The organism is Pseudomonas sp. S04, from assembly GCF_009834545.1.
Taxonomy (GTDB): domain Bacteria; phylum Pseudomonadota; class Gammaproteobacteria; order Pseudomonadales; family Pseudomonadaceae; genus Aquipseudomonas.
Window position 1 is genome coordinate 5,702,120 of the sequence record NZ_CP019427.1, and the last position, 17,124, is coordinate 5,719,243.

The 17,124-nt window shown below is 60.1% G+C and carries 17 protein-coding genes and 1 riboswitch; of the genes, 10 read left to right on the plus strand and 7 right to left on the minus strand.

The annotated features are described in order from the left end of the window. Window positions 1–7: 7 nt before the first annotated feature. From metK to PspS04_RS25580, 3 genes are all read left to right on the plus strand, one after another. Window positions 8–1,198 (plus strand): methionine adenosyltransferase, encoded by a 1,191-nt coding sequence (metK, locus tag PspS04_RS25570; protein WP_095164448.1) that lies wholly within the window; start codon window positions 8–10, stop codon window positions 1,196–1,198. 152 nt (window positions 1,199–1,350) lie between these two features. Next, a complete protein-coding gene (gene ligB, locus PspS04_RS25575; RefSeq protein WP_159998355.1) occupies window positions 1,351–3,036 on the plus strand; it encodes an NAD-dependent DNA ligase LigB in 1,686 nt (561 codons plus the stop codon). Between the two features lie 93 nt (window positions 3,037–3,129). After that, a complete protein-coding gene (locus PspS04_RS25580) occupies window positions 3,130–3,525 on the plus strand; it encodes a DUF1090 domain-containing protein (protein WP_095164451.1) in 396 nt (131 codons plus the stop codon). Between the two features lie 92 nt (window positions 3,526–3,617). On the opposite strand, the gene PspS04_RS25585 is transcribed toward PspS04_RS25580, so the two are convergent. Beyond that, window positions 3,618–4,067 (minus strand): c-type cytochrome, encoded by a 450-nt coding sequence (locus tag PspS04_RS25585; RefSeq protein ID WP_095164453.1) that lies wholly within the window; start codon window positions 4,065–4,067, stop codon window positions 3,618–3,620. Window positions 4,068–4,196: 129 nt separating this feature from the next. On the opposite strand from PspS04_RS25585, the gene mltA reads away from it, so the two are divergent. After that, window positions 4,197–5,369 carry a murein transglycosylase A gene (gene mltA / locus PspS04_RS25590; RefSeq protein WP_159998357.1) on the plus strand — a complete coding sequence of 391 codons (1,173 nt, stop codon included), beginning with the start codon at window positions 4,197–4,199 and terminating at the stop codon, window positions 5,367–5,369. A 9-nt stretch (window positions 5,370–5,378) separates the two neighbouring features. Here mltA and PspS04_RS25595 read toward each other — a convergent pair whose 3' ends face one another. Next, the gene (locus tag PspS04_RS25595; RefSeq protein WP_095164457.1) at window positions 5,379–5,762 is read right to left on the minus strand and encodes an MAPEG family protein; all 384 of its coding nucleotides are present in this window, start codon (window positions 5,760–5,762) and stop codon (window positions 5,379–5,381) included. Window positions 5,763–5,800: 38 nt separating this feature from the next. Then, window positions 5,801–6,634 carry an EamA family transporter gene (locus PspS04_RS25600; RefSeq protein WP_095164459.1) on the minus strand — a complete coding sequence of 278 codons (834 nt, stop codon included), beginning with the start codon at window positions 6,632–6,634 and terminating at the stop codon, window positions 5,801–5,803. Between the two features lie 193 nt (window positions 6,635–6,827). Here PspS04_RS25600 and PspS04_RS25605 point away from each other — a divergent pair, with 193 nt between their 5' ends. Then, window positions 6,828–7,997 carry an MFS transporter gene (locus tag PspS04_RS25605; protein WP_159998360.1) on the plus strand — a complete coding sequence of 390 codons (1,170 nt, stop codon included), beginning with the start codon at window positions 6,828–6,830 and terminating at the stop codon, window positions 7,995–7,997. Between the two features lie 120 nt (window positions 7,998–8,117). Here PspS04_RS25605 and PspS04_RS25610 read toward each other — a convergent pair whose 3' ends face one another. Both PspS04_RS25610 and PspS04_RS25615 read right to left on the minus strand, forming a co-directional pair. Beyond that, a complete protein-coding gene (locus PspS04_RS25610; RefSeq protein WP_159998362.1) occupies window positions 8,118–9,401 on the minus strand; it encodes an amidase in 1,284 nt (427 codons plus the stop codon). Between the two features lie 137 nt (window positions 9,402–9,538). After that, entirely contained in the window at window positions 9,539–9,952 is a 414-nt protein-coding gene (locus PspS04_RS25615; RefSeq protein WP_159998364.1) for a VOC family protein, read from the minus strand. Window positions 9,953–10,066: 114 nt separating this feature from the next. Between PspS04_RS25615 and PspS04_RS25620 the strand changes: the two genes are divergently transcribed. After that, the gene (locus PspS04_RS25620) at window positions 10,067–10,963 is read left to right on the plus strand and encodes a LysR family transcriptional regulator (RefSeq protein ID WP_159998366.1); all 897 of its coding nucleotides are present in this window, start codon (window positions 10,067–10,069) and stop codon (window positions 10,961–10,963) included. Here PspS04_RS25620 and PspS04_RS25625 read toward each other — a convergent pair. Continuing rightward, window positions 10,945–11,820: a formate/nitrite transporter family protein gene (locus PspS04_RS25625; RefSeq protein ID WP_159998368.1), complete on the minus strand. Its 876-nt coding sequence runs from the start codon at window positions 11,818–11,820 to the stop codon at window positions 10,945–10,947. The genes PspS04_RS25620 and PspS04_RS25625 overlap by 19 nt on opposite strands. 72 nt (window positions 11,821–11,892) lie before the next feature. Next, window positions 11,893–12,297 carry an acyl-CoA thioesterase gene (locus tag PspS04_RS25630; RefSeq protein ID WP_027617039.1) on the minus strand — a complete coding sequence of 135 codons (405 nt, stop codon included), beginning with the start codon at window positions 12,295–12,297 and terminating at the stop codon, window positions 11,893–11,895. 197 nt (window positions 12,298–12,494) lie between these two features. Then, a riboswitch (S-adenosyl-L-homocysteine riboswitch) is annotated at window positions 12,495–12,597 on the plus strand. Between the two features lie 23 nt (window positions 12,598–12,620). Here PspS04_RS25630 and ahcY point away from each other — a divergent pair. The 4 genes from ahcY (at window position 12,621) to PspS04_RS25650 (ending at window position 17,105) form a co-directional block, all read left to right on the plus strand. Further along, complete coding sequence (gene ahcY, locus PspS04_RS25635; protein ID WP_159998370.1) at window positions 12,621–14,030, plus strand: adenosylhomocysteinase; 1,410 nt, start codon at window positions 12,621–12,623, stop codon at window positions 14,028–14,030. 189 nt (window positions 14,031–14,219) lie between these two features. Next, window positions 14,220–15,065, plus strand: coding sequence for a methylenetetrahydrofolate reductase [NAD(P)H] (gene metF / locus PspS04_RS25640; protein WP_159998372.1), 846 nt, complete (start codon window positions 14,220–14,222; stop codon window positions 15,063–15,065). Between the two features lie 85 nt (window positions 15,066–15,150). Beyond that, window positions 15,151–16,233 (plus strand): hypothetical protein, encoded by a 1,083-nt coding sequence (locus PspS04_RS25645; RefSeq protein ID WP_159998374.1) that lies wholly within the window; start codon window positions 15,151–15,153, stop codon window positions 16,231–16,233. A gap of 56 nt (window positions 16,234–16,289) precedes the next feature. Continuing rightward, window positions 16,290–17,105: a substrate-binding periplasmic protein gene (locus PspS04_RS25650; protein ID WP_159998376.1), complete on the plus strand. Its 816-nt coding sequence runs from the start codon at window positions 16,290–16,292 to the stop codon at window positions 17,103–17,105. The last annotated feature ends 19 nt before the right edge of the window (window positions 17,106–17,124 follow it).

Sequence of the window (17,124 nt, forward strand, 5' to 3'; positions counted from 1 at the left end):
CATCGAGATGAGCGAATACTCCCTTTTCACCTCCGAGTCCGTGTCTGAAGGGCATCCGGACAAAATCGCCGACCAGATTTCTGATGCGGTGCTGGACGCAATCATTGCTGAAGACAAGTTCGCCCGTGTGGCGTGCGAGACTCTGGTGAAAACGGGCGTGGCGATCATCGCCGGCGAAGTCACTACCTCGGCCTGGGTTGACCTGGAGCAGATCGTTCGTGACGTCATCACCGACATCGGCTACACCAGCTCCGACGTCGGTTTCGACGGCGCAACCTGCGGCGTGATGAACATCATCGGCAAGCAGTCCCCCGACATCAACCAGGGTGTCGACCGCGCCAAGCCAGAAGACCAGGGCGCCGGCGACCAGGGCCTGATGTTCGGCTACGCCAGCAACGAAACCGAAGTGCTGATGCCAGCGCCGATCACCTTCTCGCACCAGCTTGTACAAAGGCAAGCCGAAGCCCGTAAATCCGGGCTGTTGCCGTGGCTGCGCCCGGATGCCAAGTCCCAGGTTACCTGCCGCTACGAAGGCGGCAAGGTCGTCGGCATCGACGCCGTCGTCCTGTCGACCCAGCACAACCCGGACGTGTCGTACAAAGACCTGCGCGAAGGCGTGATGGAGCTGATCGTCAAGCATGTACTGCCGGCCGAACTGCTGAGCAAGGACACCCAGTTCCACATCAACCCGACTGGCCAGTTCATCATTGGTGGCCCGGTTGGCGACTGCGGCCTGACCGGTCGCAAGATCATCGTCGACAGCTACGGCGGCATGGCCCGTCACGGCGGCGGCGCGTTCTCCGGCAAGGATCCATCGAAGGTTGACCGTTCGGCTGCCTACGCCGGTCGCTACGTGGCCAAGAACATCGTGGCCGCCGGTCTGGCCGAGCGTTGCGAGATCCAGGTGTCCTACGCCATCGGCGTCGCTCAGCCTACCTCGATCTCGCTGAACACCTTCGGCACCGGCAAGATCAGCGACGACAAGATCGTCAAGCTGGTGCGCGAAGTGTTCGACCTGCGTCCATACGCCATCACCAAAATGCTCGACCTGCTGCACCCGATGTACCAGGAAACCGCAGCCTACGGCCACTTCGGCCGCACGCCGCAAACCAAGACCGTGGGCGAAGACACCTTCACCACGTTCACCTGGGAAAAAACCGACCGCGCCGACGCCTTGCGCGCTGCTGCCGGCCTGTAAGCCCTACGGGCTACAACACAAGCCCCGCCCGGTTCGCCGCGCGGGGCTTGTGCTTTTTCGGGGCGGCGACACACCCTGCAAAGCACTTGGCAACGCCCGCTTCGGTCCTGATCTAGCCTTGAGTTTCTCCCCCTCGAGCAAGGACGCTCACGATGCCGGTTCGCTCCCCCCTGTTGCTCGGCCTATGCCTGGGCAGCGTCTGCCTGCTGGCCAATGCCAGCCCCTGCCCCGATTGGCCGGCCGAGCGTGCCGGGGCTGAAATCGAGGCCTTGCAGCAACAGCTCCAGCGCTGGGACGAGCGCTATCACCGCCAGGGCCAGTCACCGGTGGCGGATGAACTCTATGACCAGTCCCGCGCCCGGCTCAGCGCCTGGCGTAGCTGCTTCAATACCCACGCGGCAACCGACAATCCGTTACTGACCGCTCGCGGCACCCTGGCCCACCCCACGCCCCATACCGGCCTGGACAAACTCAGCGACGGCCAGGCCGTCAAAGACTGGCTAGCCTCACGCCAGCAGGTCTGGGTGCAACCCAAGGTCGACGGGGTGGCCGTGACCCTGGTTTACCAGCAGGGCCGACTGACCCAGGCGATCAGTCGGGGCGACGGCATCCTGGGGCAGGACTGGACCGCCCAGGCCCGCAAGCTCAGCGCCGTCCCCCAGCAATTGCCGAAAGCCATCGACCTGCTGGTGCAGGGCGAGCTCTATTGGCGCCTGACCGATCACGTGCAGGCCACGGCAGGCAGCCGCAATGCCCGCAGCAGCGTGGCCGGGCTGATGGCCCGCAAGACCCTGCAGCCCCAGGAGGCCGACGGGATCGGTCTGTTTGTCTGGGACTGGCCCCAGGGCCCCGTCGAGCTACCGGTCCGTGCCGCAGCCCTGACTGCCCTGGGATTCAACGACACGCAGCCCTTCAGCCAACCGATCCAGACCTTTGCCGATGCCGAGCGCTGGCGTGAGCATTGGTATCGCACGCCGCTGCCGTTCGCCACGGACGGCATCGTCCTGCGCCAGCAACAACGACCGTCCGCCGAACGCTGGCAAGCCAGGTCGCCCTATTGGGCCATCGCCTGGAAATACCCCTTCGCCCAGGCCCTGGCCGAGGTCCGCAAGGTGCACTTCAAGACCGGGCGCACCGGACGCATCACCCCGGTGCTGGAGCTTGTGCCCTTTACGCTCGATGACCGGCAGATCAAACGAGTGAGCGTCAGTTCACTGCAACGTTGGCAACGCCTGGATATCCGCCCTGGCGATCATGTCGCGATCAGTCTGGCGGGCCTGACCATCCCGCGACTCGACAGCGTGGTACTGCGCAGCACCGAACGCGCCCAGGTCCCGGTGCCGCGCGCTGAAGACTTTCATCCACTGAGTTGCTGGCAACCGACGCCCGGTTGTGAAAACCAGTTCCTGGCGCGCCTGACCTGGCTCAGTGGCAAGCAGGGCCTGGCCTTGGCGCAGGTAGGCCCCGGCACTTGGGAGAAGCTGGTCAAGGCTGGCCGTATCAAAGGGTTACTGGATTGGTTGACCCTCGATGCCCAAGAGCTTGCTACCATTGACGGTTTCGGCGAGCGCAACAGCGCACGCCTGCTGGAGAGCCTGCAACGTGCCCGTCAGCAACCATTCACCCGCTGGCTCAAGGCCTTGGGGGTTCCGCCCACGGGCGCGGCCAATCTGGCAGGTCCATGGCAGTTGCTGGCACAGCGAGACACCGCTCAATGGTTAGCCGAAGGTGCAATCGGCCCGGGCCGCGCGGCGCAGTTAAGCGCCTTTTTTCGCGACCCGCATGTGCAGGCCTTGAGCGAACAATTACGGGCTGCCGGTATCGACGGGTTTGAGTGACCGGGATACCTGCAGCATTGAACCCAACGAGTATCGATGCGCTCAAACAGGCCATCTGCTCGTCGACTTGCTTACCTGTTAAACGGAGCTTTCATGAAACGTCTTTCACCGCTCGCCCTGTTGACCCTGTGCAGCGTCCTGGCTGCCCCCCTGATGGCGGCCGAACAAGCCCCGGAACTCACCGGCTGCGCCGCCAAGCGCCAGTCCATCAGCACCCAGATCGAGCAGGCCAAGGCCCACGGTAATGCCGAGCAACAGGCTGGCCTGGAAAAGGCCCTGAGCGAAGTCACCGCCCACTGCACCGATGCCTCCCTGAAAAAAGAACGCGAAAGCAAGGTGCTCGATGCCAAGCACGAGGTCAGCAAGCGTCAGGCCGACCTCGACAAGGCGATGAAAAAGGGCGATCCGGAGAAGATCAACAAACGCAAAGACAAACTCGCCGAGTCCCGCAAGGAATTGCAGGAAGCGCTGGACGAGCTGGATAAGTAAGCACAACGCCTAATCCTGGTTGTGCAGGAGCTGGCGGCACCTGCTTGCGGCACCTGCTTGCGGCTTGCCAGCTCCTGCACAAGTCAGCGCACTCAGTGGTCGCGAAACTCTTTATGACAGGCACTGCACGCGTCTTCGACTTTCTGCACCGCAGGGCCGAGGTTGCTTGCCTTGTAGGGCTGGACCTGGCTGGCGACCACCAATTGAGCGGTAGCCGCTTCCAGCGTGCGGGCCATTTCCTGGAAGCGCGCCTGTTTCTGCCAGACCTCATCCTTGGCGCTGCTGTGATCCTCCTCGCGAACCTGGGGGAAATGCTTCCACGGTTCCCGGGACAAGGTATCCAGCTTGACGGCACCTTCGGCAAAACGCGGACCGTCGAACGGTATGCGTCCGCGCAACATGCCGCCCAGGTCTTCACCGGTCTTGAGCATTTGCTTGAAGATCGCCTTGCGCTGACCCAGCGGCGAGTTCGGATCGACACCGCCACAGGCAGACAGCGTCAGGCAGGCCAGCAATACAACAGAAATTCTTTTAAGAGTCATGGTGGCTCAAGGTCACGGAAATCGGCGGCCAGTATCCTCGCCTGATCCGCAAAGACCAATAGCCCTATTAACAATAAGGGTTGCCTGAGTACCTGAAGGACTCCGGCAGCCGGTCATAGGAAGTACCGCATGAACAGTCGTTTCAAGGCCTGGCGCAAGCACCTGGGCTGGACCTTTCCGATGATCGCCCTCCTCGCCGGTTGCAACGGTGGCGATAACACCCAGCCGCAAACCCATGCGCTGGCCACCTACTCCAGCGCGACCTGGGACGCCTTGCCGCAAGTGTCCGATAGCGACCTGCTGGCCGGGTTCGGTTCATGGCGCAGCGCTTGCACCCGCCTCAAGGCCGATCCGGTCTGGGGCGCGCCCTGCGCCACCGCGACCAACGTGCCACAAGACGCCACGGCAATCCGCGCCTTCCTCAAGGAACAACTTCAGGTCTACGGCCTGCGCTCCTCCAGCGGGAACGCCAATGGCTTGATCACCGGCTACTACGAACCGGTGTACCCCGGCAGCCTGACGCAGACCCCGGCAGCCAACGTGCCGATCTACGGCGTGCCGGAAGACATGATCATCGTCTCCCTCGAGAGTATTTACCCCGAGCTCAAGGGCAAGCGCCTGCGCGGTCGTCTCGAAGGGCGAGTGCTCAAACCTTACGATGACGCCGCCACCATCGGAACCCAAGGGGTCAAGGCGCCGGTTGTGGCCTGGCTGACCGACCCGATGGACCTGCAATTCCTGCAGATCCAGGGCTCGGGCCGGGTTCAACTGGCCGATGGCCGGCAACTGCGTATCGCCTATGCCGACCAGAACGGCCACCCATATCGACCCATTGGTCGCTGGTTGGTGGAACAGGGTGAACTGAAGAAAGAAGACGTGACCATGGGCGCCATCAGCACCTGGGCCAAGGCCAACCCGACACGCATTCCCGAGCTGCTGGCCAGCAACCCGAGCTATGTGTTCTTCACCCGCAACCCCGACAGCAACGAAGGCCCACGCGGTTCACTGAACGTGCCGCTGACTTCGGGTTACAGCGTGGCGGTAGATCGCAAGGTGATTCCGCTGGGCAGCCTGCTGTGGCTATCGACCACGCGTCCCGATGGCACCCCGTTGGTCCGCCCGGTTGCCGCGCAGGACACCGGCGGCGCGATCACTGGCGAAGTGCGCGCCGACCTGTTCTGGGGAACCGGCGATGCCGCCGGGCACTTGGCCGGCGACATGAAGCAGCAGGGACAGATCTGGATGTTATGGCCAAAAGGTGCGCCGCTGCCCCAACTGCCACAGGTGCCTGACAGCAAGTAACCGGCCGGTTCAGATCGAGACGAAAAAGAAGCTGACGATCAGCCCGACCCCGACAAACCACACCAGCGAACGCAGGATGGCCCAGTCGGCCAGGTAGCAGATGATGTACAGCAGGCGGCTGGTGATGAACAACACCGACAATACGTTGATCGTCACCAGCTCCGCGTTGCCGGCCAAATGCGCGACGATGACCGCCGCGGCGAATGCCGGGGTGATCTCGAAACTGTTGAGCTGGGCGGCATACGCGCGCTTGGCGAAGCCGTCCAGGGTCAACGCAAACGAGCGCGGGTCATGGTTGTCCCGCAGCCGGTAGCCGCCGCCGACCTTGGCGACGGCTGTGCACAGGTACGGCAGGAAAATCGCGATCAAGATGCACCACAGAGCCACAGTCATTACCGATTCCTTCTTGTTGGGGTTTTATGAGCCAGGGCTCAGAACTTCATCACGAGCATGCCAATCAGCACCAGCCCACAGGCTAAGAGTCGTGGTCTGCCGAAAGGTTCTTTGAGGTAACGCATACCGAAGAGCACCACCAGGATCACGCTGATCTCGCGCAACGCAGCCGCTTCGGCAATCGACCCCAGCTGCATGGCCCAGAGCACCAGAGCGTAGCTGAACAACACGCAGAATCCGACCGCCAGTCCCAGCCGCCACTGCTCTCGCCAGAACTGCATGAACGCTGGCCGCTTGCTCACCATGGCCAGCAACGGGAACGGCCAGGCACTGAGCAGCGTGACCCAGACCAGGTAATCCAGGGGATGCGACCAGCGACGAATAGCCTGGCCATCAATGAAGGTGTAGCAGCCGATGCACAGGCCGATCAACGCCACCACCGGCAGCATCGTCCACGGCAAGCGCTCGCCACCACCGCCCTGCCACAGCAGGCAAAGCATGCCGAACGGGATCAGTAGGATGCCGAGGATCTGCTGGGTGCTCAGCACTTCGCCGGCGAAAATCAGGGTCAACGCCAACACCACCAACGGCGACAACCCGCGCATCAACGGATAGACCAGGCCCAGGTCACCCACCCGATAGGCCTGGATCAGCAGGTAGCGATAAAGCAATTCAAAGGCCGCCGAAGCAAGGATCCACGGCCAGATGTCCAGCGGCGGCAAACTCACGAACGGCAGCGCCACCGCCACGAACAACAGCGCCACGCTGTCCATGCAGGCCACCACCAGCAGACGTTCAGCGCTGAACTTGATCAGGGTATTCCAGGCCGCGTGCAACAGCGCCGCCACTAAAACCAGAACTGTCGCGAGCACGTAGCCTCCTTGCCCAAGAGAATTGATTCGCCATATGTCAGTAGCTGTTTATACTGCAAGCGACCACGCCGCACTCACTTGCGCACATACTTATTCCAATAAATTTCTGCTACTGCCTGACTCTTCAACGATTCGGGAGCCGGCAGGCGTTCGCCTGATCAAAGCGTCAAGACTACCCATAGAGACCTTGCGCATGCCACTGGCCTTGCTTGGTTTGGCCGTTGCCGCTTTTGGCATCGGCACCACCGAATTTGTCATCATGGGCCTGCTGCCCGATGTTGCCCGCGACCTCGCGGTGAGCATCCCCGACGCCGGCCTGCTGATTACCGGCTACGCCCTGGGCGTGGTGTTCGGCGCCCCGATCCTCGCGATCGGTACTGCCAACATGCCCCGCAAGGCCACATTGCTGGGCATGACGCTGATGTTCATCCTCGGCAACATCCTCTGCGCCCTGGCGCCAAACTACGCCACGTTGATGGCGGCCCGGGTGATCACCGCACTGTGCCATGGGGCCTTCTTTGGCATCGGCTCGGTGGTCGCCGCCGGCCTGGTGGCACCGAACAAGCGGGCCCAGGCGATTGCGTTGATGTTCACCGGCCTGACCCTGGCCAATGTGCTGGGCGTCCCTCTGGGCACGGCCTTGGGCCAATACGCCGGCTGGCGCTCGACATTCTGGGCAGTGTCGGTAATCGGAGTGATTGCGGCCCTCGCCCAATGGCTGTGGCTGCCCAAGGACATCGCCATGGACAAGGCCAATCTGGCCAGTGAGTTCAAGGTGCTGGGCAAGCCCAGTGTCCTGCTGGCACTGGGCATGAGTGTGCTGGCGTCCACCAGCCTGTTCAGCGTATTTACCTACATCGCACCGATCCTGCAGGACATCACCGGCGTCAGCCCCCACGGCGTGACCCTCATGCTGCTGTTGTTCGGTGTCGGCCTGACGGCAGGCAGCATGCTTGGCGGAAAGCTGGCCGACAGCCGCTTGCTGCCATCACTGGTGGGCATGGCACTGGCCGTCATGGTGGTGTTGGCAGCGTTCAGCCAGACCAGCCATTCGGTGATCCCGGCGGCCATTACCCTGGTGCTCTGGGGCATATTCGCCTTTGCCCTGTGCCCGATCCTGCAACTGCTGATCATCGACCAGGCCCATGAAGCACCCAACCTCGGCTCGACCCTGAACCAGAGCGCTTTCAATCTGGGCAACGCTGCCGGCGCCTGGATCGGCGGACTGGTTGTTGCCAGCGGCGCGGACCTGGCGGACCTGCCCTGGACCGGCGCGCTGGTCAGCGGCTTGACCGTGCTGACCGCGCTTTTGTTTATTTACCTGCAACGTCGCGGTGGAGCTGCGGTCAATGTGACCAGTTGAACGCTGCACCGCCTTTACCTTGCATTCACGAGCAGACTCGCCCACACCTGCCTGTTACATCGTTGCCCTGTTCCGCTGGCCCGATGATAGGCGGGTCGGCGACGAGCAGCGAACCGGGTATTAGCCAGCATCTCTGAGCACCATATCGATCCCCTGCGCAGCCTGTAAAAGAACGCTATCGTTTCTGAAACCTCCGATCACTTGAAGTCCTGCTGGTAACGTCCCGGCATTACGAACAAGAGGGAGGTTAATCTGAGGCAAACCAAACGCCATCCAGAACTTGCTGAAGTCCGAAGGTCCGGTAGCGCCAAGGCCCAGCGGGGCGACGATGCCACAGCTCGCACCCAGGACGGCGTCAAAAGGCTTGAATATCGGCTCCAAAACAGTGGCTAACTTTGCTAAACGCTTCTTTGCCGCTGACTCCTGCTCCCAAGTCGTCAGACTGGCGCGTTCGATCATGGCTAACAACTCTTCACTTAGTTTGTCAGGATGCATTTGCCGCTCTTTGGACAATGACCGGGCTCCCTCGCAATCGTTGATCAGCAGATGGTCATCAAATACCGCCGCAAACTCCTCAGGCAGCAACACCTCGCTCACTTGATGTCCGGCCAATCGCAGGTTTTCAACAGCGGCTTCCAGTGATTTGGCCACGTCCTCGTCTACCTGATCCCAACGAGCCGTACGGCAGAAGCCGAACGACCCGCGATTGCGTCCGTGAGCACGCTTGGGAAAACCTGGGATCAAGACTTGAGCCATCAACTCCAGATCACGAACGGAGCGGCCGTACCAACCCACCGTGTCGAAGCTCGGCGCCAAGGGCTTGACCCCCTCTAGAGAAACCAAGCCATACGAAGGTTTGAAAGCATACAGTCCGCAATAGGATGCCGGCTTAATCAATGATCCGGCTGTCTGAGTCCCCAAAGCGATCGGAAAAAAACCAGCCGCCATCCCGGCTGCCGACCCGGCACTGGAGCTTCCAGGGGTTCTATCAAGATCATGTGGATTGCAGGTTGGACCGGTATGCATGTAAGCGAATTCGGTGGTATGGGTCTTACCCATAATGACTGCTCCGGCCTGGCGCAGAAGCGAGACTACATGGGCGTCCCGCGAAGGACAGTTGTCTTCGTAGATCGGAGAATAAAAACGGGTGGGATGATCCACGGTGTCATAGATGTCTTTGATCCCCACGGGAACTCCTGCCAGCAAGCCTTTCACATTACTCTTTTGTATTTGGCAAGCTTGACTGCGCACCCCGTTCGGGTCGAATGAAACAAACGCGTTTATGCTTCGCTCTTGCGATTCGACACGTTCAAGAAAGTGCTCGGCGATTGTCTCTGCACTCACGATCTGTGAACGAACCATTTCCGAAATCACTGTGGCGTCAGATTTATTAAAATTGTTCATATCGCTCCTTTGGGCCACTGAAAAACTGAATAGCATCCAGCGTCGGACCTGCCACAGCTGTACCGACAGTGCAAAAAATAGAAGTAGCGGTTAGTGTGCTCGAAAAGCATTAACTACAAGTGCACTTCAAGGAAACTTCAAGTTGCATAAACTGACTGCAAATCAGCGAAACCTTTTATCTCGATAGGATTTCCGGCGGGATCCAGAAAGAACATAGTTGCTTGCTCACCCGCCTCGCCTAGAAAACGAATGCTTGGTGGAAGAACAAATTTCACTTCGCCGTCAATCAAGCGGTCTTTTACAACCCTCCAGTCCGACATTTTCAGTATCACTCCAACATGGGGCATTGGCACCTTGTGCTCACCTACTTTCCCCGTATTACTCACCGGAAAGGGTTCACCCAAATGCAACGACAACTGATGCCCGAAAAAATTGAAATCGACCCAGGTATCGGTACTGCGGCCTTCCTCACAAGCCAGCAAACCACCATAAAACTGACGGGAAAGTTCCAAATCGCGGACGTGAATAGCAAGATGAAAAATTGACTGCATAGGGTGGCTCCTGAAAATCGGCGAAAGATAGAAACAACTGGACTGGTTGAAGATTGTCCGGCTTTCTCAAAAAGAGATAGCATGTAATTCTTACTGTCATCGAAAGTATTTTTTATGGATACCCGCTATCTAAAAAGTCTCATCACAGTTGTGGAGTGTGGCTCCATAGCACATGCCGCGCGTGCGGAAGGATTGACGGCTGCAGCGATCAGCCAGCGAATTCTCGCGCTCGAACGGCAATTGGGCTTTGAACTGCTCTCGCGTGTGGGCCACGCCGCCAAGCCGAGTCAAGCCTGTCTTGGGTTATTGCCCAGAGCTAAGCGCATCGTTCGCGAGATTGCATTGCTGGCGGGAGATGCTGATGAAGGCGGGCTTACCGGTCAGCTGCGAATAGGCGCTATTTCAACCGTTCTGACCGGTCTTCTACCGGGAGCATTGCGGGCACTTACCGAATTGGCGCCGAGACTCACGCCAGTCATCGTGCCAGGAACATCACGGTCGTTGTATCAAGCGCTTATCTCGGGGGAAGTAGACGCTGCCATATTGGTAGTTCCGCCTTTTGAATTGCCAAAAGCCTTGCAGGTGGTATCACTTCGCAAGGAACCCCTGGTTTTTCTGTCGAAGGAAAAGTCCCCGAACAGCATCCCGACTCAACTGCTCACCCAACCGTACATTCGATACGATCCAGACGCGTGGGGCGGACGGCATGCCGAGCATTATTTGGCGGACAATGGATTGATACCGACGCCACTGGTAGATCTTGATGCATTAGAGACAATTGCCATGCTCGTGACTGAAGGCCTTGGCGTGAGCCTTGTGCCTTATTGGTCTGGCTTTGAACATTGGGGCCATAAATGCACTGTGAACCGGGTTGGCAATGATCGGTATGACAGAGAGATTGCACTGATCAGCCATGTTCAGACTGACCGGCCCAAAATGATGAGTGCTTTGTGCAAAGTACTTTCAGCAGCGGAGTCTGACCGAACTCAATCCTACCTGGATTTGGTATGAACCTCTTCAGGGCCGCCGGATTTCGGCGGCCCGCTTTCGCTGCGAATCTGCGCATGGCTGATCAGCGCGAAAATAAAACTACCACCGATTATGTTCCCCGCCAGCGTCGGTCCGGCGAACACCAGCCAGAAGTCCTTCCATGGCAACTCGCCGGCAAACACCAGATACGAGACCTCCAGCGAGCCGACCACGATGTGAGTGAAATCCCCCAGCGCCATGAGGTAGGTGATGAGGATGATGATCCACATCTTGGCGCTCTCCATGGACGGAATCATCCAGACCATGGTGGCGATCATCCATCCGGAGACGATGCCCTTGGCGAACATCTGGCCAGTTTGGTTTTCCATGACCTTGCGGCCGATATCGAGGAAGGCGATGTCGGTCTTGCTGTCGAAAATCGGCAGTTCCAGCATCACGTACGCCACTAGTAAGGTGCCGCAGAGGTTACCGATCAGCACCACTGTCCACAGCCGAAGCAGACGGCCGAAATTGGCCAGGGTTGGCTTGGTCATCACCGGCAGGACAGCCGTCAGGGTGTTTTCCGTGAACAGCTGCTGGCGGGCGAGGATCACGGCGAGAAAACCGGCGCAGTAACCGAAGCTGGCGATGACCTTGAATCCTTCGCCGTCCGGCAGCCGCGAATTGAGCAGCCCCATGGCCATCAGCGACAGGCCCATGGTCAAACCGGCAGCCAAGGCAGACCACCAGAGCGCAGCGACACTGCGCTCCAGCTCCTGGTCACCCTGGGTACGAATGATCTCGTGCAATACTGCCGCGCGCGGTGGCTGGTTCTTGTCGACGTCGTGCTGTTCCTGCGCCGAAAGGTTCGGGGTCTTGCCGTCGTGTGCCGAGCTCATGGGATACGCAACCGGTGGCGGGATATCTAGCTATGACCTGCACAGCGCAGATTCCGTTCTACAGGCCTTGCATCACTCGACGCCGGCGCCATCCTGGAACTGGTCCTTGACGTACTTGATCTCGGTCCGCCCGTGCGCGGCCGGCAGACCGTCCTCGCCGAGGTTCACAAAGACCATCTTCTCCACCGTGAGGATGCTCTTGCGGGTGATCTTGTTGCGCACCTCGCACGTCAGGGTGATCGAGGTACGACCGAACTCGGTGGCGGTGATGCCCAGTTCGATGATGTCGCCCTGGCGCGAGGCGCTGACAAAGTTGATTTCGGAAATGTACTTGGTGACCACGCGCTGGTTGCCCAGCTGGACGATGGCATAGATCGCCGCTTCTTCGTCGATCCAGCGCAACAGGCTACCGCCGAACAGCGTGCCGTTGGGGTTGAGGTCTTCGGGTTTTACCCATTTGCGGGTGTGGAAATTCATGCTCACTCCTGACCGTCTTGCCGATTGATGCCGCCCATCATGGCAGAGCCCGACGCAGAGCTCTACGCAGCATCGACTATGGTCTCGATCAAGATTATCAACCAGCCGACAGAAACCCTTTGGAAGATCCGCCCAGCCCGCTATAATCGCCCCCGTTTCAAAACGGTCATCTTCAATTGCTACCGTTTTCCCGCCACCTGTCCGAGGGGCGCTGCAGCAGGCTAGACCTGTCAGGCTCGGATGGGGCGTTGCCTGGCCTTGAATGGCCGGACACTAAACGCACAACGGCGCCCATTCGCATACATTACGAATGGAGGCTCTTCATGAGCGCTGTCAACACGCCTGCAGATTTCACCGACTACAAAGTCGCCGACATGTCCCTGGCTGCCTGGGGCCGTCGCGAAACCATCATCGCCGAATCGGAAATGCCGGCCCTGATGGGTCTGCGTCGCAAGTACGCCGAAGAGCAACCGCTCAAGGGTGCGAAGATCCTCGGCTGCATCCACATGACCATCCAGACTGCCGTGCTGATCGAAACCCTGGTTGCCCTGGGTGCCGAAGTGCGTTGGTCGTCCTGCAACATTTTCTCGACTCAGGACCAGGCTGCCGCGTCCATCGCTGCTGCCGGCATCCCGGTATACGCCTGGAAAGGTGAAACCGAAGCTGAGTACGAGTGGTGCCTGGAGCAAACCATCCTCAAAGATGGCGCGCCATGGGATGCCAACATGATCCTCGACGACGGCGGCGACCTGACCGAGCTGCTGCACAACAAATACCCGGCGGTACTGGATCGCGTTCACGGCGTGACCGAAGAAACCACCACTGGCGTGCACCGCCTGCTGGACATGCTGGCCAAAGGCGAGCTGAAAATCCCGGCCATCAACGTCAACGACTCGGTGACCAAGAGCAAGAACGACAACAAGTACGGCTGCCGTCACAGCCTCAACGACGCGATCAAGCGTGGTACCGACCACCTGCTGTCCGGCAAGCAAGCGCTGGTCATCGGCTACGGTGACGTGGGCAAGGGTTCGGCCCAGTCCCTGCGTCAGGAAGGCATGATCGTCAAGGTTTCCGAAGTTGACCCGATCTGCGCCATGCAAGCCTGCATGGACGGTTTTGAACTGGTATCGCCGTTCATCGACGGTATCAACACCGGCACCGAAGCAAGCATCGACAAGGCGCTGCTGGGCAAGATCGACCTGATCGTGACCACCACCGGTAACGTCAACGTTTGCGACTCGAACATGCTCAAGGCCCTGAAGAAGCGCGCTGTTGTCTGCAACATCGGCCACTTCGACAACGAAATCGACACCGCTTTCATGCGCAAGAACTGGGCATGGGAAGAAGTGAAGCCACAGGTGCACAAGATCCACCGCACCGGCCCTGGCGACTTCGACGCACAGAACGACGACTACCTGATCCTGCTGGCCGAAGGTCGCCTGGTGAACCTGGGTAACGCTACCGGTCACCCAAGCCGCATCATGGACGGTTCGTTCGCCAACCAGGTCCTGGCCCAGATCTTCCTGTTCGGCCAGAAGTACGCCGACCTGTCGCCAGCCCAGAAAGCCGAGCGCCTGACCGTTGAAGTACTGCCAAAGAAACTCGACGAAGAAGTGGCCCTGGAAATGGTCCGCGGTTTCGGCGGCGTCGTGACTCAACTGACCAAGACCCAGGCCGACTACATCGGTGTGACCGTCGAAGGTCCGTTCAAGCCGCACGCTTACCGTTACTGATCGGTTCTGCTGCCTGCTCTCCCTGTGGGAGCGGGCTTTTGTGGGAGCCGGGCTTGCCCGCGATACAGCCACCGCGGTGTTTCATTTACACCGCGGCGATGGCATCGCAGGCAAGCCAGCTCCCACAAGAGCCGCTCCGACGTGGGATGTGCAAGCCTCACAGGCTTACGCGTTTTCAAGGGTATTCTCATGTCACAAGATCGTCGCTACAGCTTCGAGTTCTTCCCGACCAAGACCGATGCTGGGCATGAAAAGCTGCTCGCCACTGCTCGTCAGCTGGCCACCTACAACCCCGATTTCTTCTCCTGCACCTATGGCGCTGGCGGTTCGACCCGTGATCGCACGATCAACACCGTGTTGCAGCTGGAAAGCGAAGTCAAAGTCCCTGCCGCCCCGCACCTGTCCTGCGTCGGCGACAGCAAGGCTGACCTGCGCGGCCTGCTGACTCAGTACAAGGCGGCGGGTATCACCCGCATCGTTGCCTTGCGCGGTGACCTGCCTTCGGGCATGGGCATGGCCAGCGGCGAACTGCGCCACGCCAATGACCTGGTGCAATTCATTCGTGAAGAAACCGGCGATCATTTCCACATCGAAGTTGCCGCCTACCCGGAAATGCACCCGCAAGCGCGCAATTTCGAAGACGATCTCGCCAACTTCGTGCGCAAGGCCAACGCTGGCGCCGACAGCGCGATCACCCAGTACTTCTTCAACGCCGACAGCTACTTCTACTTCGTCGAGCGTGTACGGGCGATGGGCGTGAACATCCCGATCGTGCCGGGCATCATGCCGATCACCAACTACAGCAAGCTGGCGCGCTTCTCCGATGCCTGCGGTGCGGAAATCCCACGCTGGATCCGCAAGCAGTTGGAAGCCTACGGCGACGATACCCAGAGCATTCAGGGTTTCGGCGAGCAGGTGATCACGCAGATGTGTGAACGTTTGTTGCAGGGCGGCGCACCAGGGCTGCATTTCTATACCCTGAACCAGGCTGATCCTAGCCTCGCTGTCTGGAACAATCTGAAACTGCCGCGCTGATCACGGCAGTGCATTCAGAAAAATGGCCCTGGCGAACCCCAGGGCCTTTTTTTTATCTGTCACTCAACCGGGAAAACCGTAGTAGATGTCGATTCCTAGCCCAACTCCGACCCCACAACTGATCTACCTGGTCTACGGTGCCTGCACTTACCATCAGGAAGCACTCTTCAGTATTGCCAGCGCTTTGGCGGGCCTGCGCAAGACGCCGGGGGAAGCGCTCGACATCCAGGTCTTCACCGACGACCCGGCGCCCTACCGCGACCTGCCAGTACGGATTCGCCAGTTCGACGAAGCCACCCGTCAGGGCTGGATCGCCCCCCACGGCTACCACTTCCGCGCCAAACACGCGGTCATGCAACAGGTGATGGCCGAGTCGGAGCTGGCTCTGTTGATCGACACCGACACCTTCTTCCACTGCTCGCCCCTGGAATTGTTCCGGCGCATCCAGCCCGGCACCCTGCTGTGCAACACCCTCGGCATGTCCTACGGCAGCAACAAGCAGACCCGTCTCTACCAGACCCTGGCCGAGGTGCTGCAACAGCGGCAACTGGCGGACGACCAGATGCCCCTGCTGAACTCCGGGGTCATCGGCCTGTACCGCGAAGATGCCGACATCCTCGCCCACTCCCTGGCGCTGATGGACGAGTTGTATCCCCTGGCCCAGGGCGCCTACACCCTTGAGGAGTTCTGCCTGTCGGTGGCCACCTACCGCCAGCGTCAGGTGCGTGAATGCCCGGACCTGATCCATCACTACTGGAGCCGCAAGGAGCTGTTTCGCGCCAAGACCAATGCCTGGCTGGAAAAACACCGCGCCAATCCCACCAGCACCCTGGCCCTGGACGAAACGTCCCTGGTGACGGCGACTCTGCCGCGGCCACCGGCCCTGCAGCGCCTGGCCTATAAAATCGTCACCCTGGCCCTGCCCCGCCAGCAGCGCCAGTTCATGCGTGAAATCCTCTACGGCTGCTACCGCCATGCCAATCCGTTTGATCAGGCCTGTACGCCGGTCTGGTGGGAAAAGGCTCATGCCAATGTGGAAAAACGCCTGAAACGACCACTGGAAAACGATCAATTGGAACGCTGGTTCAACCACCCGATCAACCGCCTGGTGCTGGGCCGGCGACGTGAAGCCATCTACCTACACCTGATGCAGGCAAAAGGCGACTAAGCCTCGGGCTAGACCGCCTCTAGCTATTTCCCCGCCTCTCGTCGTAATCTCCAGCGATGCCCGTCATTGCCCAATTGCTGACAGCCGCGCTTCTCGTTTGCCTGAGCTTTGCTGCCCGGGCGGAAAAGTTGCGCATCGTCACCGAGCCCTGGGCACCTTACGTGTACGAGGAAAATGGCCAGCCCCGGGGGCTGGACTACGAAACCACGGCCATTGTCTTCCAGCGCCTGGGAATCGAAGTGCAATGGCAGTTCCTGCCCTGGAAACGCTGCCTGGCCATGCTCGATCAAGGGCTGGCCGACGGCGCACTGGACATCTTCCATAGCAACGAACGCGACGCCACCCTGCTCTACCCCAGCGAACCGCTGTCGCAAGTCGAGTTCGTGATGTTCTATGCCAACGCCCGCCCGCACCCGTTCAACACCCTGGAAGACCTGCGCGGCCTGACCATCGGCACCTCCCCCGGCTACCTGTACAGCCAGGACTTTCGTGAATCCACGCTGTTTACCCGAGAGCCGGCGCCGACCCATGAAGCCAACTTCGGCAAGCTGGCACGCGGGCGCATCGACCTGTTGATTACCGACCGCCGGGTTGGGCAAACCCTGCTCGACAGCCTGGACCTGCGAGACCAGATCAGCGAAAACCCGACCGTCATCAGCCGCGAGAGCCAATTCCTGGCGGTGCGCCGCAATGCCGGCATGGACCTGCTGGTACAGCGTTTCGGCGCCGAACTCAAGCGCTTCAAGCGCGAACCGGCGTACGCCCAACTCAGCGCACGTTATGGCGCCGCACCGGCCAAGGACCTGACGCTTGTGACCCCGCAAGCCCATGAAGAAAAAACCGTTGAGCAGCAGGAAAGCAGCGCACAGTGATTGCTCTGTTATACTCCGG